This is a genomic window from Haloferax marisrubri (assembly GCF_001469875.2).
GTDB classification, from domain to species: Archaea; Halobacteriota; Halobacteria; order Halobacteriales; family Haloferacaceae; genus Haloferax; species Haloferax marisrubri.
Genome location: NZ_LOPW02000018.1, coordinates 23,286 through 47,616, shown reverse-complemented (window position 1 = coordinate 47,616; position 24,331 = coordinate 23,286). Strand labels below are relative to the sequence as shown.

19 protein-coding genes are annotated in these 24,331 nt (G+C 64.7%); 7 read left to right on the top strand and 12 right to left on the bottom strand.

Annotation, left to right across the window (positions count from 1 at the left end; all coding sequences use genetic code 11):
* Window positions 1-27 precede the first annotated feature (27 nt).
* A complete protein-coding gene (locus AUR65_RS15145) occupies window positions 28-1,068 on the top strand; it encodes a zinc-dependent alcohol dehydrogenase (RefSeq protein ID WP_058567657.1) in 1,041 nt (346 codons plus the stop codon).
* Between the two features lie 382 nt (window positions 1,069-1,450).
* Here the strand turns inward: AUR65_RS15145 and AUR65_RS15140 are convergent, their stop codons facing one another.
* The 6 genes from AUR65_RS15140 to AUR65_RS15115 all read right to left on the bottom strand — a co-directional run bounded on the left by AUR65_RS15140 (window position 1,451) and on the right by AUR65_RS15115 (window position 9,757).
* Window positions 1,451-3,568 (bottom strand): dipeptide ABC transporter ATP-binding protein, encoded by a 2,118-nt coding sequence (locus tag AUR65_RS15140; protein WP_058567656.1) that lies wholly within the window; start codon window positions 3,566-3,568, stop codon window positions 1,451-1,453.
* Entirely contained in the window at window positions 3,565-4,485 is a 921-nt protein-coding gene (locus AUR65_RS15135) for an ABC transporter permease (protein WP_006600034.1), read from the bottom strand. The genes AUR65_RS15140 and AUR65_RS15135 overlap by 4 nt, the downstream gene beginning before the upstream one ends.
* The gene (locus AUR65_RS15130) at window positions 4,482-5,477 is read right to left on the bottom strand and encodes an ABC transporter permease (protein ID WP_058567655.1); all 996 of its coding nucleotides are present in this window, start codon (window positions 5,475-5,477) and stop codon (window positions 4,482-4,484) included. The genes AUR65_RS15135 and AUR65_RS15130 overlap by 4 nt, the downstream gene beginning before the upstream one ends.
* Window positions 5,478-5,527: 50 nt before the next feature.
* Window positions 5,528-7,396: an ABC transporter substrate-binding protein gene (locus AUR65_RS15125; RefSeq protein WP_084816469.1), complete on the bottom strand. Its 1,869-nt coding sequence runs from the start codon at window positions 7,394-7,396 to the stop codon at window positions 5,528-5,530.
* A 183-nt stretch (window positions 7,397-7,579) separates the two neighbouring features.
* Window positions 7,580-8,233 carry a helix-turn-helix domain-containing protein gene (locus AUR65_RS15120; RefSeq protein WP_058567653.1) on the bottom strand — a complete coding sequence of 218 codons (654 nt, stop codon included), beginning with the start codon at window positions 8,231-8,233 and terminating at the stop codon, window positions 7,580-7,582.
* A gap of 153 nt (window positions 8,234-8,386) precedes the next feature.
* Complete coding sequence (locus tag AUR65_RS15115) at window positions 8,387-9,757, bottom strand: SLC13 family permease (protein WP_058567671.1); 1,371 nt, start codon at window positions 9,755-9,757, stop codon at window positions 8,387-8,389.
* Window positions 9,758-10,012: 255 nt separating this feature from the next.
* Here AUR65_RS15115 and AUR65_RS15110 point away from each other — a divergent pair, with 255 nt between their 5' ends.
* Window positions 10,013-10,876 (top strand): ParA family protein, encoded by an 864-nt coding sequence (locus tag AUR65_RS15110; protein ID WP_058567652.1) that lies wholly within the window; start codon window positions 10,013-10,015, stop codon window positions 10,874-10,876.
* Window positions 10,873-11,289: a hypothetical protein gene (locus tag AUR65_RS15105; RefSeq protein ID WP_058567651.1), complete on the top strand. Its 417-nt coding sequence runs from the start codon at window positions 10,873-10,875 to the stop codon at window positions 11,287-11,289. The genes AUR65_RS15110 and AUR65_RS15105 overlap by 4 nt, the downstream gene beginning before the upstream one ends.
* A gap of 227 nt (window positions 11,290-11,516) precedes the next feature.
* Here the strand turns inward: AUR65_RS15105 and AUR65_RS15100 are convergent, their stop codons facing one another.
* The 4 genes from AUR65_RS15100 to solA form a co-directional block, all read right to left on the bottom strand.
* Window positions 11,517-14,030: a GcvT family protein gene (locus tag AUR65_RS15100; protein ID WP_058567650.1), complete on the bottom strand. Its 2,514-nt coding sequence runs from the start codon at window positions 14,028-14,030 to the stop codon at window positions 11,517-11,519.
* Window positions 14,031-14,223: 193 nt separating this feature from the next.
* A complete protein-coding gene (locus AUR65_RS20065) occupies window positions 14,224-14,382 on the bottom strand; it encodes a hypothetical protein (RefSeq protein WP_199180618.1) in 159 nt (52 codons plus the stop codon).
* Window positions 14,383-14,418: 36 nt separating this feature from the next.
* Entirely contained in the window at window positions 14,419-16,173 is a 1,755-nt protein-coding gene (locus AUR65_RS15095; protein WP_058567649.1) for a BCCT family transporter, read from the bottom strand.
* Window positions 16,174-16,462: 289 nt separating this feature from the next.
* Window positions 16,463-17,605, bottom strand: a complete 1,143-nt coding sequence (gene solA, locus AUR65_RS15090; protein ID WP_058567648.1) for an N-methyl-L-tryptophan oxidase — start codon at window positions 17,603-17,605, stop codon at window positions 16,463-16,465.
* 197 nt (window positions 17,606-17,802) lie between these two features.
* Between solA and AUR65_RS15085 the strand changes: the two genes are divergently transcribed.
* Both AUR65_RS15085 and AUR65_RS15080 read left to right on the top strand, forming a co-directional pair.
* Window positions 17,803-18,945: an aromatic ring-hydroxylating oxygenase subunit alpha gene (locus tag AUR65_RS15085; protein WP_058567647.1), complete on the top strand. Its 1,143-nt coding sequence runs from the start codon at window positions 17,803-17,805 to the stop codon at window positions 18,943-18,945.
* The gene (locus AUR65_RS15080) at window positions 18,938-19,312 is read left to right on the top strand and encodes a hypothetical protein (protein WP_058567646.1); all 375 of its coding nucleotides are present in this window, start codon (window positions 18,938-18,940) and stop codon (window positions 19,310-19,312) included. Before AUR65_RS15085 ends, AUR65_RS15080 begins: the two co-directional genes overlap by 8 nt.
* Before the next feature lie 32 nt (window positions 19,313-19,344).
* Here AUR65_RS15080 and AUR65_RS15075 read toward each other — a convergent pair whose 3' ends face one another.
* Window positions 19,345-19,995 (bottom strand): helix-turn-helix domain-containing protein, encoded by a 651-nt coding sequence (locus tag AUR65_RS15075; RefSeq protein ID WP_058567645.1) that lies wholly within the window; start codon window positions 19,993-19,995, stop codon window positions 19,345-19,347.
* A 242-nt stretch (window positions 19,996-20,237) separates the two neighbouring features.
* Here AUR65_RS15075 and AUR65_RS15070 point away from each other — a divergent pair, with 242 nt between their 5' ends.
* On the top strand, window positions 20,238-21,122 hold the full coding sequence (locus tag AUR65_RS15070) for a hypothetical protein (RefSeq protein WP_058567644.1): 885 nt from the start codon (window positions 20,238-20,240) through the stop codon (window positions 21,120-21,122).
* 162 nt (window positions 21,123-21,284) lie between these two features.
* Here the strand turns inward: AUR65_RS15070 and ilvA are convergent, their stop codons facing one another.
* Window positions 21,285-22,526: a threonine ammonia-lyase gene (ilvA, locus tag AUR65_RS15065; RefSeq protein WP_058567643.1), complete on the bottom strand. Its 1,242-nt coding sequence runs from the start codon at window positions 22,524-22,526 to the stop codon at window positions 21,285-21,287.
* Window positions 22,527-22,898: 372 nt separating this feature from the next.
* Between ilvA and glyA the strand changes: the two genes are divergently transcribed.
* Window positions 22,899-24,146: a serine hydroxymethyltransferase gene (gene glyA / locus AUR65_RS15060; protein WP_058567642.1), complete on the top strand. Its 1,248-nt coding sequence runs from the start codon at window positions 22,899-22,901 to the stop codon at window positions 24,144-24,146.
* Window positions 24,147-24,331: the final 185 nt, after the last annotated feature.

The following is a 24,331-nucleotide window of genomic DNA, read 5'->3' as shown; positions in this document are numbered from 1 at the left end:
TTACGGACCCGTCCCACATGTGCTGTCATGCGAGGACTTGCCAAAGTAGAGCGTAGCTCCGGCGCTATGGAGTTCGTCGAGCGAGCGAAACCGGAGCCGGGCGCGGGAGAAGTGCTCGTGGAGGTCGACTACGCCGGTCTCTGCGGGAGCGACGCGGGAATCTACGAGTTCGAATCCGCCTTCGAACGGATGGAACTCCCGACGGTCATCGGTCACGAGTACGCCGGTCGCGTGGTCGAAGTCGGCGACGGCGTGACGGAGTTCGGCGTCGGCGACCGCGTGGTCGAGCGTCCGATTCGCGGCTGCGGCGAGTGTTATCAGTGTCGCATCGGCGAGGAGAACGTCTGCCAGGACGCGGTCATCACCGGCGTCGACCACGACGGCGCTTACGAGCGGTTCATCGCCGTCCCCGAGCGCGCCCTCCACCCGATTCCGGACGACGTGAAACAGCAGCACGCCGCGGTCGCGGAGCCGACGAGCATCGCCGCGCGCGCCGTCATCGAGAACTCTCGGGTCGGCGCGGGCGACCGCGTGCTGGTCGAGGGGCCCGGTCCAATCGGTCTGCTGACGGCCCAAGTCGCGGCCGCGCAGGGCGGTACCGTCGTCGTCTCCGGCGTGGGACAGGACGCCGACTACCGACTCCCGCTCGCGGAGGAACTCGGCTTCGAGACGGTCAACGTCGCCGACGACGACACCGAGGCGCGCCGCGAGCGCCACACCGGCGGCGTCGGCTACGACGTGGTGTTCGACACGACCGGCCACCCCTCGGGGCTCACGACGGCCGTCGATGAAGTCCGGAAGGGCGGCCAAATCGTCCTCGTCGGCCAGACCGGCGAGACCTCGATGCCCTACTCCCCGCTCGTCCGGGCCGAAATCGACCTCCAGTGTTCGTACGCGTCCATGTACGAGGACTTCGAGCGCTCCTTCCGCCTGATTCGCGACGGCGACGTGGACTGCGAGACGTTCGTCGACACTCGGTTTTCGCTGTTCGAGGCCGACGAGGCCTTCGAGACGTTCATCGAGGGCGGGACGTGCAAACCGGTGTTCGACATCTCGGAGTTGGCGTAAGGGGAGTTTCGGTCGAAAGCAGTTCAGACAGAGGCAGTAAATTAAATTTTCTACAATATTATTTGTAAGGATTTCTGCTATTCAACCGCTAATACACAGATATAGCGCAATTTCGGCGTTTTAAAATCGTTCTAGAAAGGAGTCGGCGTATCTTTTCCATATTACCTAAATAGAATAGGTGATGTGCGGATTTGAAATTGTTTTACAGAATTTTATTGGCCTTTGATCCCAATAATTTGAAAACTGTTCGGGTATTTTCTTCGATAGAATTTTTTATTTTTCGCAATACTAATGCACCGAGTCGAGCCTCGAATCCGAATCGAGACGCGGCGCTACCGGGAGGTCGCCAAAGAGACGAAGCGAGGAGAGTCGAAGGGCGGCGTCAGTCGCTGGCCGAGTCGCCGCTGGCCGGCGGCGAGAACTCGGGGTCCCCGTACGTGGAATCCGAGCGGTCGTCGGCGAGGCCGTCAGCGTCGGGAGTCTCGCCGTCCGGGAAGTAACACGCCGCGCGGTGGTCGCCGTCACGGACGGTATCGAGTCCGGGTTCGCTCTCCCGGCACGCGTCTTCTGCTTTCGGGCACCGAGGGGCGAAGACGCAACCGGACGGGAGGCTGACCGGGTCCGGGGGCTCACCGTCGAGCAGGACGCGGTCGCGGTCGACCGTCGGGTCCTTCTCGGGGGCGGCCGCGAGGAGCGAGGTGGTGTACGGGTGTTTCGGCTCGGCCGCGATGGACTCGACGTCGCCCTCCTCGATGACCCGCCCGAGGTACATAATCGCGAGGCGGTCCGACACCTGCACCAGACTGGCGAGGTCGTGAGAGATGTAGACGATGCCGATGTCCTCTGTGTCCGCGAGTTCCCGAAGGAGGTTCAGCAGGTTCACCTTCAGCGACACGTCGAGCATCGACGCCGGCTCGTCGCAGATGAGGAAGTCGGGGTCGAGAACGAGCGCCTTGGCCACCGCGACGCGCTGGCGTTGGCCCCCCGATAGCTGGTGGGGATACTGGTCGAGGAACTTCTTCGCGGGCGTGAGCCCGACTTTCTCCAGCGTCTCGACGATGGCCCGTTCCCGTTCTTCGGTCCGGTAGTCGTGGATGGTGAGCGGTTCGCCGACCAACTGCCGAACCGTCTGTCTCGGGTTGAGCGAGTCGAAGGGGTCCTGGAAGATTATCTGGACCTTCCGGCGGAACTCGCGCATGTTCCCGTCCGCGTAGTGCTCGTAGGGCTCGCCGTCGAAGACGAACTCGCCGCCGGTCGGCTGTTTCAAGAGCGCGATGGTCTCGCCGAGCGTCGACTTCCCACAGCCCGACTCCCCGGCGATACCGAGGATTTCGGACCGCCGGACGCGCAGGGAGACGCCGTCGACGGCGCGGACGTAGTTCGGGTCGTTCCCCCTGAGTTTATCCAGGAGCGGCTGGCTCTGTTCGTAGTACTTCTCGAGGCCGTCGGTTTCGAGGAGCACCTCGCCGCGGTCCGATTCGTCGTGGCTGTCGGGGATGCCCCACGTCTCCGGGTCGGTGGCGTCGCGCCGCATCTGGGCGGCTTTGGTGACGTGGTGGCACGCCGAGCGGTGGTTGCGGTTCGGCAGGTCGACGAGGTCCGGATGGGACGCCTCGCACTCTTCGGTGGCGAACGGACACCGGTCCTTGAAGACACAGGCGCTGGGTTCCTCGCTCAGGTTCGGCGGCGACCCCGGAATCGAGACGGGGTCCTGGTCGCCCTCCTCAATCTCCGGGAAGGAGTTCTTCAGCCCCATCGTGTAGGGGTTCGTGGGGTTCACGAGGACGTTGTCGACGCTTCCCTGCTCCATGGCTTTCCCGCCGTAGAGTATCGAAAGCTCGTCGCACGTCTCGGCGATGACGCCGATTTCGTGGGTGATGAGCAGCAGCGAGCTGTCCATCCGGTCCTGTATCTCCAGAATCTTGTCGATAATCTTGTCCTGGACGATGACGTCGAGCCCCGTGGTCGGCTCGTCGGCGATGATGAGGTCCGGTTCGAGCGCGAGCGCCATCGCGATGGTCACGCGCTGGCGCATCCCCCCGGAGAACTCGTGGGGGTAGTCGTCGATGCGGTCGGGGTCGAGCCCGACGATTTCGAACAGCTCTCGGACCCGCGCGCGGGCCTTGTCGTCGGTGACGTTCCGATGGGTCTGAATCGCCTGCCGAATCTGCGCGCCGGTGGACATCACCGGGTCGAGCGAGTCCATCGCGCTCTGGGGGATGTACGCGATATCCTCCCAGAGCACGTCGCGGCGCTCGCGCTCGCTGAGGCCGGTCAGGTCGCGGCCATTGAATTCGATGCTCCCGGATTCGACGGAGCCGTTGCCCGGGAGGAGGCCGAGAACGGCCTCGGCGAGCGTCGATTTCCCCGAGCCGGATTCGCCGGCGAGGCCGTAGTTGACGCCCTCGTCGATGCTGAACGACACGTCGTTGACGGCGTGGACGGTTCCGCTGTCGGTCGAGTAGGTGACCGTGAGGTCTGTGATGTCGAGGAGGCTCATTGTTCGGTCTGAATTTCCGGGTTGATGACTTCTTCGTAGGCGCGTCCGATGAGGAACACCGAGGTGGTGATGGCCGCGATGCCGAGTGCGGGCGGAAGCACCCACCACCAAGCGACGCGCATGTTGCCCGATTCGAACACCTGTCGGAGCATCCGGCCCCAACTCGTGACGGTCGGGTCGCCGAATCCGAGGAACGCCAGGCTGGCCTGCGCGGCGATTGCCCACGCGATACCGTAGGCCGTGTAGAGGAAGCCGATGGGGAGCACGTTCGGCGCGACGTGGTAGAGCATCGTCCGCAGGTCGCTCGCGCCGCTGGCGCGCGCCGACTTCACGAAGGTGCGCTCCCTGACGGAGAGGACCTCGGAGCGGACGACGCGCGCGGGCATCTTCCAGAGGAACGCGACGATGATGCCCGTCATGAGCCAGACGCTCGGCGTCACGAACGTCAGGAGCAACAGCGCCATCGGCGTGAACGGCAGGGAGAACGTGAGGTCCGTGAGTCGCATGAGGACCTCGTCCACCCAGCCGCCGTAGTACCCGCTGACGAGCCCCACGAGAAAGCCGAGCGCGCCGGTTCCGATGCCGCCGAACAGTCCGACGATGAACGTCGGTTGCGCGCCGGCGAGGAACTGGCTCAGGACGTCTTTCCCGTAGGCGGTCGTCCCGAACGGGGCCGCGCCGGTCGGTTCGGACAGCCGCAGCATCGACCCGGCGTCGTCGCGGACGGTGTGCTCGATGGGGTCGTGCGGGGCGAGCGCGGGTCCGAGGAGGCCGAGGAAGACGAACGCGGCGACGATGACGACGCCCGCGAACGCGAGGCGGTCGCGCCGCAGGAACGTGAACTGGTCGCGGAGCGTCTCCGCGACCCCTTCGACGCGCTTTTTCAGTTCGGCTTCGGGCTTCGTCTCGGTGCTCACGCGGCACCACCTCCGCTGGTCGAGACGGTCGGGTCGAAGTAGGCGTACAGCACGTCGGCGACGAGGTTCGCCACGATGACCGCGAGCGCCATGATGAACACGGCCGCCTGCACCAGCGGGTAGTCCTGCTGTTGGATGGCGAGCACGAGTTCGCGGCCGATGCCGGGCCAGCCGAAGACGACTTCGAGCAGGATGAGTCCCTGGAATATCATCCCGAGACGCAGCGCGAAGTAGGTCAGAATCGGCAGCATGGAGTTCCGACCCGCCCGCGCGAGCTGCTGCATCTCCGAGAGCCCCTTGGCGCGGTGGAGTTTGAGGAACTCAGAGCCCCGCTTTTCGACGACGCCGTTGCGCGCCAACAGCAGGAAGTCGCCGCTGTAGTACAGCACCGACACGGTAAACGGCAGGATGTAGTGGTGCAGGAAGTCGAGCGAGGCGAACGTCTCGACGTAGCCCTCCGGCGAGGCGCTGATAGAGCGCATCCCGAAGGCGGGCACCAGTTCGAGGTTGTACGCGAAGACGATGACGAACAGGATGCCCGTGATGAACACCGGTGTCGACCGGAGGAACGTCGTGGCGATGATGCTGAGCTTCTCCAGTTTGCTCCCGCGGTTCCAGCCGACGTACATCCCGAGGAGGGAACTCAGGACCGCCGTCGTCACTAACGCGGGGACGAGCAGGATGAGCGTGTTGACGAGCCGCGGGGCCAACACACCCCAGACGGGCTGACTCCGCAGGATGGAGTAGCCGAACTGGAACAGCAGGATGCTCTGGAGGTAGCTGAGGTACTGCCGCCACATCGGCTGGTCGAGGCCGTACATCGCCCGAATTTCGGTGATTTGCTGCTGGCTCAGGTTGCCCGCGGTGACGAGCGACTCGAACGGGCTTCCCGGCAGCAGCCGCAGGACGACGAAGATGACCGAGACGGCCACGAGGGTGAGCAGGATGGAGATGGCGAGTCGCTTCGCGAGGAAGCGCTGGAACTCACTCATGGTCGGCCCCCCGACGGCGCGAATGGGTAGTGTTCGACATGCTCGTCACCTCACGAGAAGTCCGCCTGTCCGAGTTCGTCGCGGCGTTGGTGCATGTTTCCGGGCTGGATGCGCTCGACGAAGGCGGCCCACGCGTCCCCGTTGGGGAACCGGAGGTTTCCGTCGTCGTCCCACGTGTAGCCGGCCCGTTCGAGGTTCGATTTCGCTCCGTCGATATCGAACTCGTAGTGCGTCGTGTCCGACGTGTGCCACGGCGTGAGGTCCGAAATCGGGTTCTCCCCGCTCGGGACGGTCGCGCGGTCCTGCAACACGTCGGTGGCGAAGCCCTCGGTGTCGACCGACTTGGCGAGAGCGACGCGGAACTCCTTGTCGCGAACGAGCGGACAGGAGAACATCAGCTTCGTGTCGAGCGGCGCGAAGTTGCCCGAGGTCATCTTCTCGACGCCGGCGGTGCTCGCGGCGCGGTCGGCCTGCGAGTTCGAGAGCGTCGTCCCGATGGCGTCGATTTCGCCGCCCTGTAGCGAGCCGATCATCGAGTCGATGTTGCCGACGTTTATCCAGATGACGCGCTCGACGCCCTCGCCGGTCGTGGCCTGGTCGCCGAGCACGTCGGCCCGCCAGTCGTCGTCGAACATCCAGTGGTCCTCGTTTTTCGACACCTCGAAGCGGGTCCCCTGCTCCCAGTTTTCGTACGTGAACGGCCCGGTGCCGACGGGAGACTCGGGGTTGTGCTGGGACGGGTTCTCCACGTCTTCCCACTTGTGCTTGGGGATGATGACGCTGCGAACGACGCGCTGGGTCATGAACGCCGCGTCGGGGCCCTTCAGATTGAACCGAACCTCGTGGTCGCCGAGCACCTCGACCGACTCGACCGGCTCGTAGAACGGCGTCTGACTGGTCGAGGAGTGTTCCTTGTACAGTTCGACGGTGAACTTCACGTCCTCCGCGGTGAACGGTTCGCCGTCGTGCCACTCGACGCCCTCGCGGAGAGTGAGTTCGACGGTGGTGTCGTCGACGAACCCGCCGCCGGTCGCCAGCGCCGGAACGACTTCGAGGTCCGGCGTGGCGTCGAAGAGGCCGTCGTAGATGAACGTCAGTCGCTTCGCCTCCGCGCCGCCGGCGGCCCACGGGAGGTTCAGCGAGTTCATCGAGGTGGTCACGCCCTTGATGTAGGCCCGGTCGTCGGTCTGGGGTTGGAGGTTCACCTCCGACCAGACGAACGAGTCCTTCGTCGGGCCGTTCCCCGGCGTCTGGACGTAGCCGCTCCAGCGCTCCGTGTTGACCGCGGTGATGATATCGGGGAACAGCGTGATGAGCGCGCCCACGTCCTCGCTGAAGATGCGCTGGGCCTCGGCGACGAGTTCCTCGCGCTCGGTGCGGTCGGTCGCCCGACTCTGTTCCGTCAGCACCTCCTGCAGGTCGGGGTGGTAGTAGTTGTCGTAGTTCGAGAGGCTCGTCTCGGTCCGCCGCATCAAAAGCGGGTTCGGGTCCAGCCCGCGTTGCGGGTCCGGACCGTGGGTGCTCATCGAGATGATCGCTTCGAGCCCCTTCGTGTCCCAGCTCTGGGCGTACAGTTGGTTCAGCGGTCGGTCGTTGAGTTGCGTCTCGATACCGAGCGCGTCCAGTCCGCGCTGGACCATGAGCGCGTGTTCCCGCATCCACGGGTCGTCCTCGCTCGAAAATTCGAGCGGGACGGGGTCCAACACCGCGCCGGCGGTCGCGCTGTAGTCGAGCGGCGGTTCGTCGGCGTCGATGGTCTCCCACTCGCGCCAGTACTTCGTCTCGACCGTCTCCGGGGTCCCGGACGGAACGTCGGGGGTGAGACTCGACCCGCCGTCGCTCCCGCCGCTCCCGTTGCCGCCGCCACCGGTACACCCCGCGAGTCCGGTCACGCCGAGGGCGGTCGCCGTCGCCGCCACGTAGTCGCGCCGCGTGAGGCCAGTTCCACGTTCGACACCCGAACTATCACGATTTTTCTCCGACATTGCGACCGCTTGTTATGGAGTATCTTCCATGGTGCTGTTCCCGATACGCCCCGATATCTATCGTTCTTTATATACTGGGCCGGTGAAAAGCGGCAACATTCACCAGCACGTGCAACGCTACTCCTGTCGCGGCCCGTAGATGAGTTCGAGCAGATTTCGCTCCGCGGTCCGGAGTCGTTCGCTCAGCGTGGACTGAGCGATGCCCAGTTCGTCGGCGAGTTCGGTCTCAGAGGTCTCCCGGGGAATGTGGAAGTAGCCGTGGTTGAACGCCGTCTCCAGAACCGCGAGTTGGTCGTCGGTCAACTTGGAGATTAACACCTCCTTTAATCGGCCGCTGTCGAGCGGTTCGCCGGGGGTTTCGTCCTGCGTCACGGAGCGGAGTTCGAACTCCCCGAGCGTCTCCTGAATCTCGTCGGCGAGTTCCCTGAAGTGGTCCCAGTCCTGTGCGGTGGCGACGACCTCGAAGACGCCGTCTTGGAGGACGATGCGGTTCGGAATCGTCTCCTGTCTGAGCACCAGTCCGAGGATGAACGGGTACGACTCGTTGGCGAGAATCGTCACTCGGCGTATCTGCACGTCGGTCGAGGCGGTCGGAATCTCCTCGTCGTAGAAGACGGTCACGCCCGAGATGTCGGCGAGGAGGGACTCCACGTCGAAGGGACCGTTGGAGGCGATGGTGAGCGACTCGATCCACGTCCCGTCCTCGACGTAAAACGCGTTGTCCAACTCGATGCTCCGGGCGTCTCGCAGACGGCGGTCTATCTTCGACATGACGCCGGTCGGTGCCGTCGTAAACTCAACACGTAAGATGCGAACTCACCCGTACCGGGCAGATACCGTTCACCCACAAATAGCCAGGTGGTTGCCGCAACGGGCGGCGATACCGGGCGGGTTCACGCGGACGGGCGCGGACCGGTCGCCGACTCAGGCGACGAGCGGCCAGTAGAAGAGCCACGAGAGGGTCACGACGACGAGCGACAGGCCCATCGTCACGAGTCCGAACAGCGTCACGTCCCGGTTTGTCAGCGGGCCGCGGTCCAGCGAGACGAGGACGGCGGTCGTGTTGAACGGGAGAATCGTCGTCGACCCCACGACGAGGAGGACCGCGAGTCCGAGGTAGAGCCGCGTCACGCCGAACGTCTCCGCGAACCGCAGTACGATGGGGAGAATCACCACGATGGCGGCCGACCCGGTCGAAAACAGCACGCGGACGGCGACCGCGAACCCGAGGAGCAGTCCGACGAGTTGCCAGTGGCTGAACGCCCCGAACGGGACGAACCGCGCGAGGAGGTCGACGACGAGCGCGATGGTTTGGGTCGCTTCCAAGGCGTCCAGAATCGACAGCGTCGCGCCGATGAGAAAGAGGACGCCCCAGCTGAGTCCCTTGACGTCGTCGGCGTCGATGACGTCGACCCCCGGAAGCGCGAGGACGGTGACCGCGGCGACCGCCGGGAGAATCTCGGGAATCCCGACGAACGACCCGACGACCCACGCGAGGACAGTCCCGGCCATCACCGCGGCGACGAGTCCCTGTTCGCGAGTCAACTCGCCGTCGGCGGACGCATCCGCAATCCCCGACGCGCCGGGGTCGACGGTCGAGTCGGCGTCGACGGCGTTGAGGAGACCGGCGGCCGCGGCGGCCAGCGCGTAGAGCGCCACCGTGGGCGGAACCATCAGGACCGCCCATTCGACCCACGAGAGCGGTCGGACGCTCGTCGCGAGGATGCCCGAGGTGACGAGCGCCATCCCGCCGCCGGTCATGAGCGCCATCGACGCGATGGGGTTGATGTGGCCCAAGAGGAGATACGTCGCGCGTTCGAACCCGCTTCCCGACGGGAGGTCGAACTCCTCAGTCACCTCCTCGACGATGGGGATGAACGCGACCGCGCGGGCCATCGCCGACGGCATGAACAGCGCCAGCACGAGGACGTTCCGCGCGATGGAGCGAAACGTCCCGCGGGGGGTGCTGTCCGGGGACAGCAGTCGGTTCGCTAACCGGGTGTCCAACCCAACCGACCGGACCGCGTTGCCGAGGAGTAACAACACGAGGAGGAAGTACACGAGCGAGGAGGTGAAGCCGCTGACCGCGGCCTCGAAGGAGTCCACGACGCCGAGGGCGTACAACAGGGAGACGCAGGCCAGACTCGAAATCGCGTACGGAACCGGCTTGGTCAACCAGAGCAGGAGCGCGACGACGAAAACCGAAAGCGCGTACTGCGACCGGACCGGGAGAACGGAGACGGGGTGGAGGCCGACGACCGCCAAGAGCAGGGCGGCGGCGACCGCGAGCGTCACCGTCTGCGACGAGAGTTCGGGGGTGCGCAGACCTCGGTCGGGCAACCAATCTGTCACGAATTCACCTGCACACAACGGACTCAAATAGCTACTGCCGGTGACAATTCGGGCCGCCAGCCGAGGCAAGGGCGAACCGGCGCAACTCCAAAGTTAGATTATTTGGCTTATTTAGATAATCCGAGTTGCTCAAAGAGCGGGAGTAACCATAATTATTTCAACTACGCCGAGAATCTCGCTATCACGGATATCCCCATCATGTCACGTGCAGTCAGCGTCTGTCTCCTCAAAGGCGGTATCGGCAAGTCGACGACCTCCATCAACCTCGCCCGCGAACTCGCACACCGGGGAAGTGACGTACTGCTCGTGGACCTCGACCCGAACGGACACACCACGACGGGCCTCGGCTTCGGCGAGGAGTTCTACTCGGAAGCGCATCTCGGCGACGTGCTCCTCGACGACGCCGAGTTGGAGCCGCGAGAGCTCATCTTGGAGACCGAGTTCGAGATCGACCTCCTCCCGTCGAACGACCGCATCGAACAGGTCGAGTCCGATCTCGGCGGCGTGATGATGGGGTCGGCGCGGCTCAAACAGCGCGTCATCGACCCGCTTCTCGGCGACGACTACGACTACGTCGTCGTGGACTGCCCCGCGGCGCGGGGGAAGCTCAACGACAACGCGCTGTACGCCACGCAGAACCTCGTCTTGCCGATGCGCCCCGAGTCGGGGGCGCTCTCGGGGCTCGAAAAGACCGTCAAGCGGCTCATCACGCCCGCGCGCGAACACTTCGACCTCGAAATCCTCGCGGTCGTGCCGACCGACCTACGGGACCGAATCGACCACGACCGCCCGACGAGACGGCTCGTGGAGGAGCTCGTCTCGAAGCCGAACATCGCCTCGAAGCTCCCGAACTTCGCGTACACCGACCCGGAGGTGTTCGAGGCCATCGACAACGGTGAGTGGGACGGCGACCTGCCGAAGCCCGGAATTCGGCACCGCTCGGCCATCGACGCGTCGATTCGCGAGCACATGCCGCTGCGGGACTACGACAGCACCTGCGACCAGTTGGCGTGCTACGACGAACTCGCGCAAATCGTCGAAGAAGGCGAGGTGGCCCGATGAGCGAAGACCCCTTCGGCGACCTCGACGCCGCGATGGGAAGCGGGGAATCCGCGTCGGAACCCGAACCTGAACCCGAACCAGCGACCGAAGACGCCGGCACCGACGACGCGGCCGAATCGGAAGACGAGTCAGCGTCGGAGTCCGTCGAGTCGGCCGACCCCCGCGAGCTCCCCGCCTTCGAGTTCGACGAGACCGTCCACAAGGCGCTGTACGTGCTCGAAGCGGTCGCCGACGAGTTCGACGACATCATCACCTACGACGTGGAGCGCGAACTGACCCGCGACCACGGACTCAAGGGCGTCACGAAGAGCGAACTCCACAACGCCGCGCTCGGCGTGGCGACCGAACATCCCGAAGAAATCGTCGAACGCGTCCTCGAACAGCGCGGCGTCGAGGACGAGAGCTCCGAATAATTCAGATAATCCGTCTCTGTCAAACTTCTTAGCGCCGGACAGAACACGTGCGGAACGACAGCGGGAGCGCACCGACCGTGACAGCGCTAGAGTAGTGTAACACTAGTGTGTGATTTCCACGCATCCCGACGTCAGCACGGCCGCAATACGGTAGCAGCGACGGAGGGGTTCGACGGGGCCGACGATTCAAAGGAAAGCGGAGACGGTGACGCGAGAGGAACCGGCGCTCACCGAATCATCTTGTCGCGGTCGGGGTCGAAAAGCGGCCCCGACCGGACCGTCGCGGGGTAGGCGTCGCCCTCGTACCGAATTTCGACGTCCTGCCCCGAACTGGCGTACTCCTCGGGGAGGTACGCGTACGCGATGCCGGCGTCGATAGTGTAGCCGTAGTCCGCCCGGCAGCAGTAGCCGATGACCTCGCCGTCGGCGAACACCGGGTGGCCCGCGTCGACGACGGCTTCCTCCTCGTCGAGCGTTATCGGGACGATTCGGTCGCTCGGGCTGTCGTCGTTTTTGTCCTCCACGAGCGCCGCCTTCCCGACGAAGTCGGTATCGAGGTCGACCGCGAAGCCGATGCCGGCCTCGTACGGGTTGTGTTCGGGCGTGAGGTCCGTCCCCCAGAGACGGAATCCTTTCTCCATGCTCGTCGAATCGAGCGCGGCCCAGCCGACGGGTGCGATGTCGTACTCCTCGCCGGCCTCTCGAATCGCGTCCCAGAGCTGGCTCCCGTACTCGGTCGGGGCGTAGATTTCCCAGCCGAGTTCGCCGGCGTACGAGAGTCGAAGCATGGTCACGGGGATGCTTCCGAGGTAGGTCTCCTGTGCGGAGTAGAACGGGAACTCGTCGTTCGAGAGGTCGGCCTCGACGAGATCCGAAAGCACCTTCCGGGAGTCGGGTCCGAAGACGCCGATGCCGGTCCGACTGGAGACGTGCGCGGTCACGTCGACGGAGCCGTCGTCGGGCGCGTGCTCTTTGACCCACCGCGAGTGGAGCGTCGCCGAGCTTCCGCCCCCGGTGAACAGCACGAACCGTTCGTCTCCGAGGCGAGCGACCGTCAGGTCGGCGAGCACGCCGCCGTCTTCGTTGAGCATCGCCGAGTAGCGCATCCGGCCCGGCGTGACGTCCATGTCGTTCGTCAGGAGCCCCTGCAGGAACTCAAGCGCGCCCGGCCCCGTCACTTCGATGGGCGTGAAGGTCGTCATATCGACCATGCCGACCTTCTCGCGGAGGTGCTGGTGTTCCGCGCCGTGGACCTTCGACCAGTTCTGCGAGAGCCAGTCGGGACGGTCCGGAACGTCGTACGTTTCGAGGAGCGTCTCGTTGGACTCGTACCACTGCGGGACCTCCCAGCCGTCGCTGTCGTAGAACTCCGCGCCGAGGTCGGCCTGCCGGTCGTAAAACGGGCTCCGGCGGAGGGCCCGCTGTCCGTCCGGCTGTTCGCGCGGGTGGATGAGCTGGTACACCTCGCGGTACTGCTGTGCGCCGCGCCCGTAGGTGTACTCTCGACTGCCCGTGTGCGATTGGAACCGGGAGACGTGCGCGCCGGAAGCGTTGACTCGGGAACCGTCGAGTCGCGGCGTTCCGTCTTCCATCCAGCTGGCGACGATGTCGCCCGCGCCGCCGGACTGCGTGACCCAGACGGCGAGCGCCCACCAGAGTCCGTCCGTGTCCTCGTCCGGTCCGAGGATGGGCATGCCGTCGGGCGTGAACGAGAACATGCCGTTGATGGCGGAGGTCCACTCGCAGTCCTCGAAGCCGGGAACGAGTTCGCTGGCGGCGTCGAAGGCCGACCGGTCGTGGTCCGGGTGGGTGTTCTCGTAGAAGTGCTCCTCCGTGAACTCGCGGAGCGACGGGTATTCGAGTCCGAGGTCGTCGAGCTTGTCCGGGCCGTAGATATCCGCCGGGTCGACGAGGAGCGACTCGTGGTTGTACGAGCCGATACCGTAGCTCTCGCCGTGCTGGCGGTAGTACAGCGAGTGGTCCTGATGCCGGAGGAGCGGCTGTTCGATTTCGCGCTCTGCGCCTTCGAGTTCGTCCAGTTCGTCGGAGACGAGATACTGGTGCGCGCAGGGAACGAGCGGGATGTCCGTGCCGACCATCTCGCCGAACAGCGGCCCCCAGATGTTCGTGGCGACGAGCACCTCGTCGGCCTCGATTCGGCCGTGTTCGGTGTCGACCGCGTCGATACTGCCGTCAGAGATGTCGATGTCCGTGACCTCGGTGTTGCCGTAGAACTCGACGCCGGCCTCGCGCGCCTCCTCCGCCATCGACTCGGCGGCGCTGACGGCGTCAGCCTTCCCGTCCGACGGGACGTAGTACCCGCCGTAGATGACGTCGGGGTTTATCTGCGGGACGCGCGCTTCGACCTCCTCGGGCGTGAGGAGTTCGCCCTCGTCGATGCCGTAGGACTGTCCCCACTCGCGCTTGCGTTTGAGGAAGTCCCAGCGCGCTTCGGAGTAGGCGACTTCGATTCCACCGCACGTCCGGAAGTCGCCGAACCCGTCGTAGAGGTCGCGCGTGTACGACGCCATCTCCGTCATCAGTTTGTTCCCGGCCGTCTGGAACACGAGACCGGGGGCGTGAGAGGTCGACCCCCCCGTCTCGAACAGCGGACCCCGGTCAAGGACGACGACGTCTTCGCGACCCGACTCGGCGAGGTGATACGCCGCGCTACAACCGACACAGCCGGCCCCGACAACGACCGTTCCGGCGCGTTCGGGAAACGTAGACCATGTGCTCATATACCAAACAGTAGTGACCGCGGCCCCCGGATATCTCTCCGGGTCCACTATCTGAGGTGTATACGTACCGGGGGGTGACGAGAGCCGGGTCTCGGCACGGGACGAGGAACGTTCACCGGCGAGAATTGTTCGCCAACGAATAGTGTTCGTCAGCGAGCGTCACTCGCCAACGGGGCGCGTTCTCCGACGAGCGTCACTCGCCGACGAGGTACTTCTCTCTGAGGTAGATGACGAGGCTGGCGCTCAGGAACGCGAGACCCGCGCCCCGTAGCTCACCGACCGTCATCGCGAACAGCGCAACGACGAAAAGGAGAACCGCGAACGCCGCCGAAACGACAGCGAGCGCGTTCATCGATAGTATCGAGTCATCGGTTCGGTGACCCCGTCGTTAGTCGTCCGTCGTGCCGGGGTTCTCTTGGACGTTGGTCACGACCGACATCCGAGAGCGACCGACGTCGATGTCGATGTCATCGTCCGCCAAGTTCTCGATTCGCTCGGCGAACTCCTCGGACTGCAGGAGTTCGTACTCCTTGTCGAGACCGAGATAGACCGTGTAGCACATGACGACGAGGACGACGGCGAACGGGAACCCCGTCGCGATGGCCGCCGTCTGGAGCGCGCCGAGGCCGCCGCCGTAGAGGAGAAGCGACGCGACGAGACCCTCGACGACCGCCCAGAAGATGCGTTGGGTCCGCGGCACGTTGTGCTTGCCGCCCGACGTGAGGTGGTCGACGACGAGCGACCCCGAGTCGGAGGAGGTGACGAAGAACGTCACCACGAGCGTCACGGCGAGCAGTCCCGTGACGGCGCTGAACGGGAACTGTTCGAGGAGCGCGAACATCGCGACCGTCTGTCCGGCCTCGCCGTAGGTCGCGAGGACCGCGCCGTTACCCTGAAGCGAGTTGAACAGCGCGCTCCCGCCGAACGCCGAGAGCCAGACCGTCGAGAACAGCGACGGCAGGACGAACACGCCGAAGACGAACTCGCGGACCGTCCGCCCCTTCGAGATGCGCGCGACGAACATGCCGACGAACGGTGACCAGGCAATCCACCACGCCCAGTAGAACACCGTCCAGCCGTTGACGGTTGACGCGCCGTCGCCGAGCGTCCCGGTGAAAAACGCCAGCGAGAGGAAGTCGCTGAAGTAGTTCCCGAGACCCTGCACCCACGCGCCGAAGATGCTCATCGTCGCGCCGGCGACGAGCACGAACGCCAACAGGACGAACATCAGAAAGACGTTCAGCGTGCTCAGACGCCGGATGCCGTCTTCGAGGCCGGCCGCGACGGAGGCGGTGGCGATGAGAGTAATCACGGCGATGAGCCCGATCTGCATCCCCGTGTTGTTCGGAACGCTCAGGACGCCGAGCATGCTCTCGCCGAGGATGTACGACAGGCCCGTGTTTATCTGTGCGACGCCGAGGCCGAGCGACGTGGCGAGGCCGAACAGCGTCGCGAACACCGACACGAGGTCGATGAGGTGGCCCGGCCAGCCGTAGATTCGCTCGCCGAGGAGCGGCCAGAAAATCGACCGGAAGGTGAGCGGGAGCCCCCTGTTGAACGAGAAGAACGCGAGCCCCAGTCCCACGAGACCGTAGATTGCCCACGGGTGGAATCCCCAATGGAAGAACGTCTGTGTCATCGCCGCGATGCCCGCACCGCCGGACCCGGCCTCGGCGTCGAAGAAGCCGGGGACGTTGGTGAAGTAGTACAGCGGCTCCGAGACGCTGTAGAACATGAGCCCGATACCCATGCCCGCGCTGAACAGCATCGCCATCCACGAGAAGTCGCTGAACTCCTTTTCGGCCTCGACACCGCCGAGCGTTATCTTTCCGTACTTACTCAGCGCGAAGTACCCCAAGACCACAATAAAGAGGTTCACCGACAGGAGGAAGAACCACCCGAAGTTACCCTCGAAAAAGCCCCTGACGGCCGAGTAGACGCTCGCCGCCTGCTCGCCGAGAATGAGCGTCGCCGCGACGAAGACGCCGATGACCAAGAGCGCGGCCGGGAAGACGACGGGATGGATATCGAGCCCCCACCGCTGGATGTTTCCGTCGCCGGGTTCGCGCTCCGTCTCGGGGTAGAATACGTCCGCCTGCAAGTCGTTCGTCGACCGGTCGGACGAATCGTTGCTATTCGTCATTCGATACAGCCTCCGTTGATAACCGCCGCCTGAGTTCGTGTTCGTTCATATCGTTTCCCCGCTTTGGGGCCACCCGCTGTCACCGTCGAGAGACGGTCCGCATCGGCTTCGACGCGTCCGCTCTGACCATGACACGAGACCACACCCCTCACGATTCAACCATCCCATCGGTATTACACATCATAACAAGTCGGCTTCGATAATAGTGGCATTTATACGCAAATGAAGAAAAGTTACGAAAGTTATATCGCCGAATCGGTTGACGAGCGGCAAGCTCGGCCGCCCGTCGTCACTCGAACCGGTCGAGCGAGAACATGTCGAGCGGCAGGTCGCTCTCGCCTTCGACGACAAGGTCGGCGAGGATTTCGCCGATGACGCTGGCGAACTTGAAGCCGTGTCCCGAAAAGCCGGCTCCCACGGCGACCTGCGGGTGGTCCGGCAGCGTGTCGAGGATGAAGTGCTCGTCCGGCGAGTTCGTGAACATGCACGTCGCGAGCGACATCGTCGGCCCCGCGGCCTCCGGGAAGTACTTCTCCGTGACGTCCCGGAGTATCGCCTCGTCGGCGCGGTTCGGCTCGCGGTCGAAGTCGTCGGGGTCGACCTCCTCGTCGCGGTGGTGGTACTTGCCGAGTTTGAACCCCGGCACGTCGTGGACCGGGAACCCGTAGAACCGGCCCTCGGGGACGCTGAGGTTCCAGACGGGGAACTCCTCGGGCGCGAACGTCGCCGGCGACTCGGGCTGGAACCACGCGAGCGCCTGTCGCTCGGGGATTGCGAGCCCATCGAGCGCGTCGGCGAGTTTGTAGTTCCACGCGCCCGCGGCGAGCACGAGCGCGTCCGCGACGTACACGCCGCGGTCGGTGCGGACGCGCACCCCGCCGTCGTTCGTCTCCGCCCAGTCTTCGACCCGTTCGCGGGCGCGAATCTCGGCACCCCGGGCCTGCGCCGCCTCGGTGTGCGCGATAATCGCCTGCTCGGGGACGATGAACCCGCCGTCTTCCTGATAGACCGCGCGGTACTCCTCGGGGAGTTCGTAGCCGGGGAACCGCTCGTTGACCTCCGCCCCGGTCAGCACCTCGTGCGGGATGTCGTGTTCCTCACAGGAGCGTTTCGAGCCGGCGAACACGTCGTTGTCCTCCGGTCCGGCGTCGATGGAGCCGGTTCGATGGATGACCTTGCGGCCGGTCTCCTCGGCGAGGTCGTCCCAGAGGTCGTACGCCCGCTCGATGAGCGGGACGTACGAGGGGTGTTCGTAGTACGCGCGGCGGATGATGCGGGTGATGCCGTGAGACGATCCCTGCGAGTGAGGGATGTCGTAGCGTTCGAGACCGACGACGTCGAGGCCGCGGTCGGCGAGGTGGTACGCGGTCGCGCTTCCCATCCCGCCGACCCCGACGACGGCGACGTCGTATCGGTCGTCGCGGACACTCATTGTGTCCGACGCTTCGGAACATCCCCCCTTCACTCTTGACCTGTATCACGGAGCCCCTTTTTCAAGGGAGCGACGCCCGGCCCGCCGAGAGCGACGCTGGCGGCCGAACGGCGACCGCTCTCGGATATCCACCACCACTTATACGGGTCAACTATTCCCGACGAATCCTTTTCCACAGATGTGTGTTTCTTCCTCCCATGACACGGTGGAACAACAATCGTGACGAGATCGGTGCGGTAAGTGCCGACATCACCGCGGAAACGAACGCGTTGCCGGCGAGGTACTTCACCGACCCGGAGGTCCACGAGATGGAAAAGGAGAAAGTGTTCGGTCAGTACTGGGTCTACGCGGGCCACGAGACCCACATCCCGGACGCCGGCGACTACTTCACGCGAACCATCGGTGACAAGCAGATAATCGTCACCCGCGACGGCGAGGGCGACGTGCGGGCGTTCTACAACGTCTGTGCCCACCGCGGGTCGAAGATGCTCGACGACACGCCGATGACCGACACCGGAACCCTCAATCGAATCACCTGCCCGTACCACCTCTGGGCGTACGAACTCGACGGGTCGCTCCAGAGCACCCCCAAGAGCTTCGAGGAGGCGAGCCTGAACCCGGACCTCGACGACGACGCCGTCAGCGAACTCGACCCCGAAGAAAACGGGCTCATGGAGGTCAACACGGACGCCATCGGGCCGCTCGTGTTCGTCAACTTCGAGGACGAACCGAGCCTCTCGCTGGCCGAACAGGCCGGGTCGATGAAGACGGAACTCGAGGACCTGCCGCTCGGCGAGTACGAACACGCCCGGCGCTACGTCTCCGAAGTCGAGTGCAACTGGAAGACGTTCAGCGGGAACTACTCCGAGTGCGACCACTGTCAGGCGAACCACCAAGACTGGGTGCAGGGGCTCGAACTCATGGAGTCCGAACTCGAAGTCAACGACTACCACTGGGTGCTTCACTACAAGCACAAAGAGGACGTCGACGACGAGATGCGCATCCACCCCGAACACGAGGCCAAGTTCTACTACTTCTGGCCGAACTTCACGGTCAACATGTACGGCACCGCCGACGGCTACGGCACGTACATCATCGACCCCATCGACGAGGGGCGCTTCCAACTCATCGCGGACTACTACTTCCGCGACTCCGACCTGTCGGAAGAAGAAGAGAAGTTCGTCCAGACGAGCCGACAGCTCCAAGAGGAGGACTTCGAACTCGTCGAACGGCAGTACGAGGGACTCACGTCTGGCGCGCTCGGGCAGGCACAGCTCGGTCCGAACGAACACACCGTCCACAAACTGCACCGCCTCGCACAGGACGCTTACAATGCCTGACGACGAGGATGCCAAACTAGCCGAAAAACCACGCGCCGGCGTCGTCACCTGCCCGGCGTGCGACCTCCACGTCTCCGTCACGGAGCCGAACGACGCCGTCGAACTGTACCGGCGACACGCGAACGTCACCGGCCACGACGTCGAGTGGGAGCGCGTCGCGTTCGACGTCGAGGCCGAGAGCAGCGACGTGAAAACGGCGCTCACCGAACTCGGTGAGACCCACCCCGACGGCGTCGAACTCGGGCGACTCGCCGCGGCGCTCGCAGACAACGGCGTCGCCATCGGCGAAACGCTCGACGCCGTCCGCGACCTGCGGATGAGCGGCGAAATATACGAACCGCGGGACGACTACGTCCTCGTGGTCTGACGCCCACACCTTTTCTGCGGGGCGTCACCCCGTCACTCGTCGAGGAGAATCGACTCGACCAGCTCCGCGGTCCCCCGCCTGATGCGTCCGCTGACGGCCGTCGGCGAGATGTCGAGTACCTCCGAGAGGTCGTCTAGCGCCGCCTCTCGGGGCTCCTCGAAGTAGCCGTGTTCGTAGGCGGCGACGAGCGCGTCGCGCTGGGCGTCGGTCAGTTTGCTCGGCTCGCCGTTCATCCAGCCGTCCTGTCGGAACATCCGGTTCAGCTCGAAGGTGATGCCGTTCGACTCGCAGTACTCCCACAGCTCCGAGAGCGCCTCGCGGTCCGAGAGCTGGAGCCGGACCCGCCAGCCCGCCGTGTCGTTGCTGCACGCGTCGAGCATGAGCCCGCCGAGTTCCGTGATGATAGGCGAGAGGAGAATCGTGTCCGACGTGTGTCCGATGCGATACACCGCCGACTCCTCCCGCTCGGAGACGAGCTGCCAGTCGCTGACCGTGTGGTCAACCTCTAACGCCGCTTCGAACGCCGAGACGTCCGCGCCCTTCACGACGAAGAAAAACAGGCCGGTCTCGGGGTCAGTTGCGGATTGAGAGATGACGTCTATCTCGCTCGCGGCCTCCGACTGAATCGTCGGCGTCAGCGCGAGGTCGTCGTGCGCGATGTCGGCAACGGTTATCAGACTCATCGTATCATCACCTCGTAGATAAAGAGATTCGACACCGGGAGAACCAGACTGCCGGTTCGATTGAATTTCGCGAAGTTGTTTCGACGTTCGCGACAGAAGCGTGTCTCATGGGCACGATATAGTAGTTTGAACATCAGATCCTTGTTTATAGTTTTCGCCGCATATTCTGTGGGGCTATATAAACTGACTCAGTATTCCACACCGCTTTTCAGGGGGGCCCGGCGCGTCCGTCGAGACGGACAATGAGTGTGGGCACATCGCTTCGGCGACTGGGCAAATTCCTCGAAGAGTGCGAGCGGACGGACGCCGCGAGCGTCCGCGAGTCGTCCGTGGCGGTTACGGACTCGGGCGCGTCCGCAGACGTCGAGTTCGCGCTCTCGTCGGACGCCGACGGCGACGCGCCCGTTCGAATCCACGGGGCTTCGCTCGAATCCGACGGGTCGATTGGCCTCACGCTCGGCGTCGACGACGTCCTGCCGAGCGACCACGAGCACGTCGCCGTCGACGCCGCGGACGTCTCGCTCGACGGCGACCCGGCGATCGTCGTCACGGTCGCGACCGATGCGCCGACGACGAGTTCAACCGAGACAGCCGACGACGATGCCGATGCAGATACCGAACTACCCGAAGCCGTTCGGAATCCGAACGTGCCGGCGTTCGAAGACACGACGTACCTCGAAGCCGTGTACGCGCGGTACGACACGTTCGAGCGGATGGCCGACGCCTTCGAGATGGACGTGACGGACGAGACGGTCCGCAGGTACATGATCGACCAGGGCGTCCACGAGCCCTCGTCGTACGAAACGTCGCTCGCCGGCGAACCGACGGGCGTCGAGCGACCACCGACGCCCGCGACGGACGGCGACGGGTCTCCCGAGGCGCTCGCCGACGGCATCGGCCTCCCCGAGTCCGTCACAATCGGCCAACTCGCCGACGCCGCCAACGACGCCAAGACCGTCTACGAGTTCGGCAAGGCGCTCGACCTCGAACGCATGGACGCGCTCGACCTGCTCCAAGACCTCGACCTGCTCGAATTCGTGATGGGCCGACTCACGACCGACGACGACCCGGACGTGAGTCGAGAGGACGTCGTGGCGCGCATCAGGCAATCGGCCGGAGAGACGTAGCGGGCGCGTCGTCCGGTGGATGACTCGGTTCGTGGGGAGGGCGTCGGTACGCCCGTCGTTCAAGGTGTGTTCCGTCCGGACTCACACAACGTGTCAAAAATATTATTTTTGTAGGCAAGCGGCGGAAAGAGACCGAGACCGAGCCCGATGGCCGACGCGAGGCTATCGCCGGGCCGAAACGTCGTCAACCGCGTAACCCGCGTCTTCTATCGTGTCCACGACGGCCGCCGCGTGTTCGGCCCCTTTCGTTTCGATGCGGAACAGGAGGTGTGCCTCGCCGACGTCGAGGGCGTCGACGGCGCGGACGTGGCGAACGTCGTGAATGTTCGCGTCGCGGTCGGCGATGAGCCGGGAGAGCCGCGCCATCTCGCCGGGTTCGTCCCGGATTCGAACCCGGAGACGGAGCGTCTGGCGACGGCTGGTCAGCGCGTGGACGAGCACCGTCTGGAGCATCGTCATATCCAGATTTCCCCCGCAGAGAAGCGGCATGACGGTCTCGCCCTCGACGTCGAGGTCGTCGCTCAGTATGGCGGCGACGGAGGCGGCACCGGCGCCCTCGACGACCTGCTTGGCGCGTTCGAGCAAGAGGAGGATTGCCTCCGCGATTTCCCCGTCTGAGACCGTGACGACCTCGTCGACGTGTTCCTCGATGGTTCGAAGCGTCAACTCGGAGATGCCGCCGGTGGCGATGCCGTCGGCGATGGTGTTCGTGTCGTCGAGCGTCACGGGGACGCCTTTGTCGAGGCTCTCGTGGACCGTCTCCGCGCCCTCGGCCTGCACGCCGACGACGCGAATGTCGGGGTCGTGGTGCTTGATGGCGGTGGCGATACCTGAGATGAGACCGCCGCCGCCGATGGGGACGACCACCGTGTCCATCTCGGGGAGGTCGTGGTACATCTCGACGCCGAGCGTTCCCTGCCCGGCGACGATGTCGCAGTCGTCGTACGCGTGGACGAACTCGGCGTCCGACCCCTCGGCGAGCGACTGAGCGTACGCCATCGTCTCCTGGAAGTCCTCGCCGACGAGTTCGACCGAAGCGCCGTAGTCGCGCGTCGCGTCGATTTTCGTCTGCGGGGCGTTCTCCGGCATCACGACCGTGGAGTCGGCCCCGCACTCGGTCGCCGCGAGCGCGACGCCCTGCGCGTGGTTGCCGGCGCTCGCGGCCACGAACTCGTCGATTCCGCGGTCGGTATCCTGTCGAATCTTGTTGTACGCGCCCCGCGTCTTGAACGACCCCGTCCACTGGAGGTGTTCCATCTTCAGGTAGACGTCCGCGCCGACGAGGTCGCCGAGCGAGGTACTCCGCTCTATCGGCGTCCGCTTGACGACGCGCTCGTTTTCGAGTCGCTCGCGCGCGCGCTCGATGTCGCTGTACTGTACCGGGAGAGACTCGGCCTCACTCATCGGCGGCTCACCTCGGCGACCGGGCGAACGGCGCGACGGGACGACACGCGCGTGTCCCCTCGATTCCTGGACTTTCCGTAGTCTGTGATAGTTCTTAGCACGGTATGTGAGAAACGTGACGAAGTTCCAATATAGAGCTATCGCTAGCCGGCGCTCGTCTTGGCGGAAACTGAACAGATAATACGTCGATTTTGGCCGTTAGCGAACCCAGTTCGGGTTATCTTTCGAAGATATCCAAGCGGCACTTACCACGCGTATCGACCCGAACACAGAACATACGTGTCTTGTCACGTTGTGGTTCTAGTGTGTCGTTCCGCCGTCGTCTCGGGGGGTCGGCGAAGCGTTATACCGCAGAGTCGAGATGCACCCACGATGCCTTACGACACCGTTCGAGAGACCGACCCGGCCGTCGCCGACGCGTTGACGGGCGAACGCCAGCGGCAGAACGATACGCTCGCCATGATAGCGAGCGAGAACCACGTCAGCGAGGCGGTCATGGAGGCCCAAAGCTCGGAACTGACGAACAACTACGCCGAGGGCTACCCGGGAAGCCGGTACTACGGCGGCTGCGAGTACGCCGACGAGGTCGAACAGCTCGCCATCGACCGCGCCAAGGAACTCTGGGGCGCCGACCACGTCAACGTCCAACCGCACTCGGGGTCGCAGGCGAACATGGGCGTGTTCCTCGCCGTGCTCGAACCCGGCGACAAGATTCTCTCGCTCGATTTGACCCACGGCGGTCACCTGAGCCACGGCCATCCGGTGAACGTCGCGGGGAAGACGTACGAGGTCGAACAGTACGAGGTCGACGCCGAGACCGGCTACGTCGACTACGACCAACTCGCCGAGAAGGCCGAGGAGTTCGACCCGGACATCGTCATCTCGGGCTACTCCGCGTACCCGCGAGAGGTCGAGTGGGAGCGCGTGCAGGCCGCGGCCGACGCGGTCGACGCGTACCACCTCGCGGACATCGCCCACATCACGGGCCTCGTCGCCGCGGGCGAACACTCGTCTCCCGTCGGCACCGCGGACTTCGTCACCGGTTCGACCCACAAGACGATTCGATCGGGTCGCGGCGGCATCATCATGTGCGACGAAGAACACGCCGACGACGTCGATTCCGCGGTGTTCCCCGGACTCCAAGGCGGACCGATACTGCACAACGTCGCCGGCAAGGCCGTCGGCTTCGGCGAGGCGCTGACCCCCGAGTTCGAGGAGTACGCGTCGCAGGTCGTCGATAACGCCGCCGCCCTCGGCGAGCGGCTACAGGAGCGCGGCCTCGAACTCGTCTCCGGAGGCACGGACACCCACCTGGTCCTCGTCGACCTCCGGCCGTCCCACCCGGACACGACCGGCAAAGACGTGGAAGCGGCCCTCGAAGAGGTCGGTATCGTCCTCAACGCCAACACGGTCCCCGGCGAGAGTCGCTCGGCGTTCAACCCGAGCGGGATTCGCGCCGGCACGCCCGCGTTGACGACCCGCGGGTTCGACGAGGAGGCCTGCCGGACCGTCGCCGACCTCATCTACGAAATCGTCGACGCGCCGCACGACGAGTCGGTCAAGGGATTCGTCGACCAGAAGGTCGACGAACTGACCGACGAGTACCCGCTGTACGACTGACCGGACACCGGGTCGGTTCGCCTCGAACCGAACGTCTTCCCGATGGAGTCTCGCCAGAGGCCGGCACGAATCATAAAAATTCTTACTTTTGTTGTTCTCTCGTTCGAGTGGTTCGAGAGTCACTCAGACGCCCGAAATCGGGAGAAAGAAGCGAAATCGTCAGGCCGTCCGAGACCCGCGGCGCA

Bases quoted from the DNA above. Each gene is read 5' to 3' on its own strand.
- AUR65_RS15140 (WP_058567656.1), bottom strand. From the start codon at position 3,568: ATGAGCCTCCTCGACATCACAGACCTCACGGTCACCTACTCGACCGAC.
- AUR65_RS15100 (WP_058567650.1), bottom strand. From the start codon at position 14,030: ATGAGCACATGGTCTACGTTTCCCGAACGCGCCGGAACGGTCGTTGTC.
- AUR65_RS15145 (WP_058567657.1), top strand. From the start codon at position 28: ATGCGAGGACTTGCCAAAGTAGAGCGTAGCTCCGGCGCTATGGAGTTC.
- ilvA (WP_058567643.1), bottom strand. From the start codon at position 22,526: ATGAGTGAGGCCGAGTCTCTCCCGGTACAGTACAGCGACATCGAGCGC.
- AUR65_RS20065 (WP_199180618.1), bottom strand. From the start codon at position 14,382: ATGAACGCGCTCGCTGTCGTTTCGGCGGCGTTCGCGGTTCTCCTTTTC.
- AUR65_RS15095 (WP_058567649.1), bottom strand. From the start codon at position 16,173: ATGACGAATAGCAACGATTCGTCCGACCGGTCGACGAACGACTTGCAG.
- glyA (WP_058567642.1), top strand. From the start codon at position 22,899: ATGCCTTACGACACCGTTCGAGAGACCGACCCGGCCGTCGCCGACGCG.
- AUR65_RS15120 (WP_058567653.1), bottom strand. From the start codon at position 8,233: ATGTCGAAGATAGACCGCCGTCTGCGAGACGCCCGGAGCATCGAGTTG.
- AUR65_RS15110 (WP_058567652.1), top strand. From the start codon at position 10,013: ATGTCACGTGCAGTCAGCGTCTGTCTCCTCAAAGGCGGTATCGGCAAG.
- AUR65_RS15080 (WP_058567646.1), top strand. From the start codon at position 18,938: ATGCCTGACGACGAGGATGCCAAACTAGCCGAAAAACCACGCGCCGGC.
- AUR65_RS15085 (WP_058567647.1), top strand. From the start codon at position 17,803: ATGACACGGTGGAACAACAATCGTGACGAGATCGGTGCGGTAAGTGCC.
- solA (WP_058567648.1), bottom strand. From the start codon at position 17,605: ATGAGTGTCCGCGACGACCGATACGACGTCGCCGTCGTCGGGGTCGGC.
- AUR65_RS15105 (WP_058567651.1), top strand. From the start codon at position 10,873: ATGAGCGAAGACCCCTTCGGCGACCTCGACGCCGCGATGGGAAGCGGG.
- AUR65_RS15130 (WP_058567655.1), bottom strand. From the start codon at position 5,477: ATGAGTGAGTTCCAGCGCTTCCTCGCGAAGCGACTCGCCATCTCCATC.
- AUR65_RS15070 (WP_058567644.1), top strand. From the start codon at position 20,238: ATGAGTGTGGGCACATCGCTTCGGCGACTGGGCAAATTCCTCGAAGAG.
- AUR65_RS15075 (WP_058567645.1), bottom strand. From the start codon at position 19,995: ATGAGTCTGATAACCGTTGCCGACATCGCGCACGACGACCTCGCGCTG.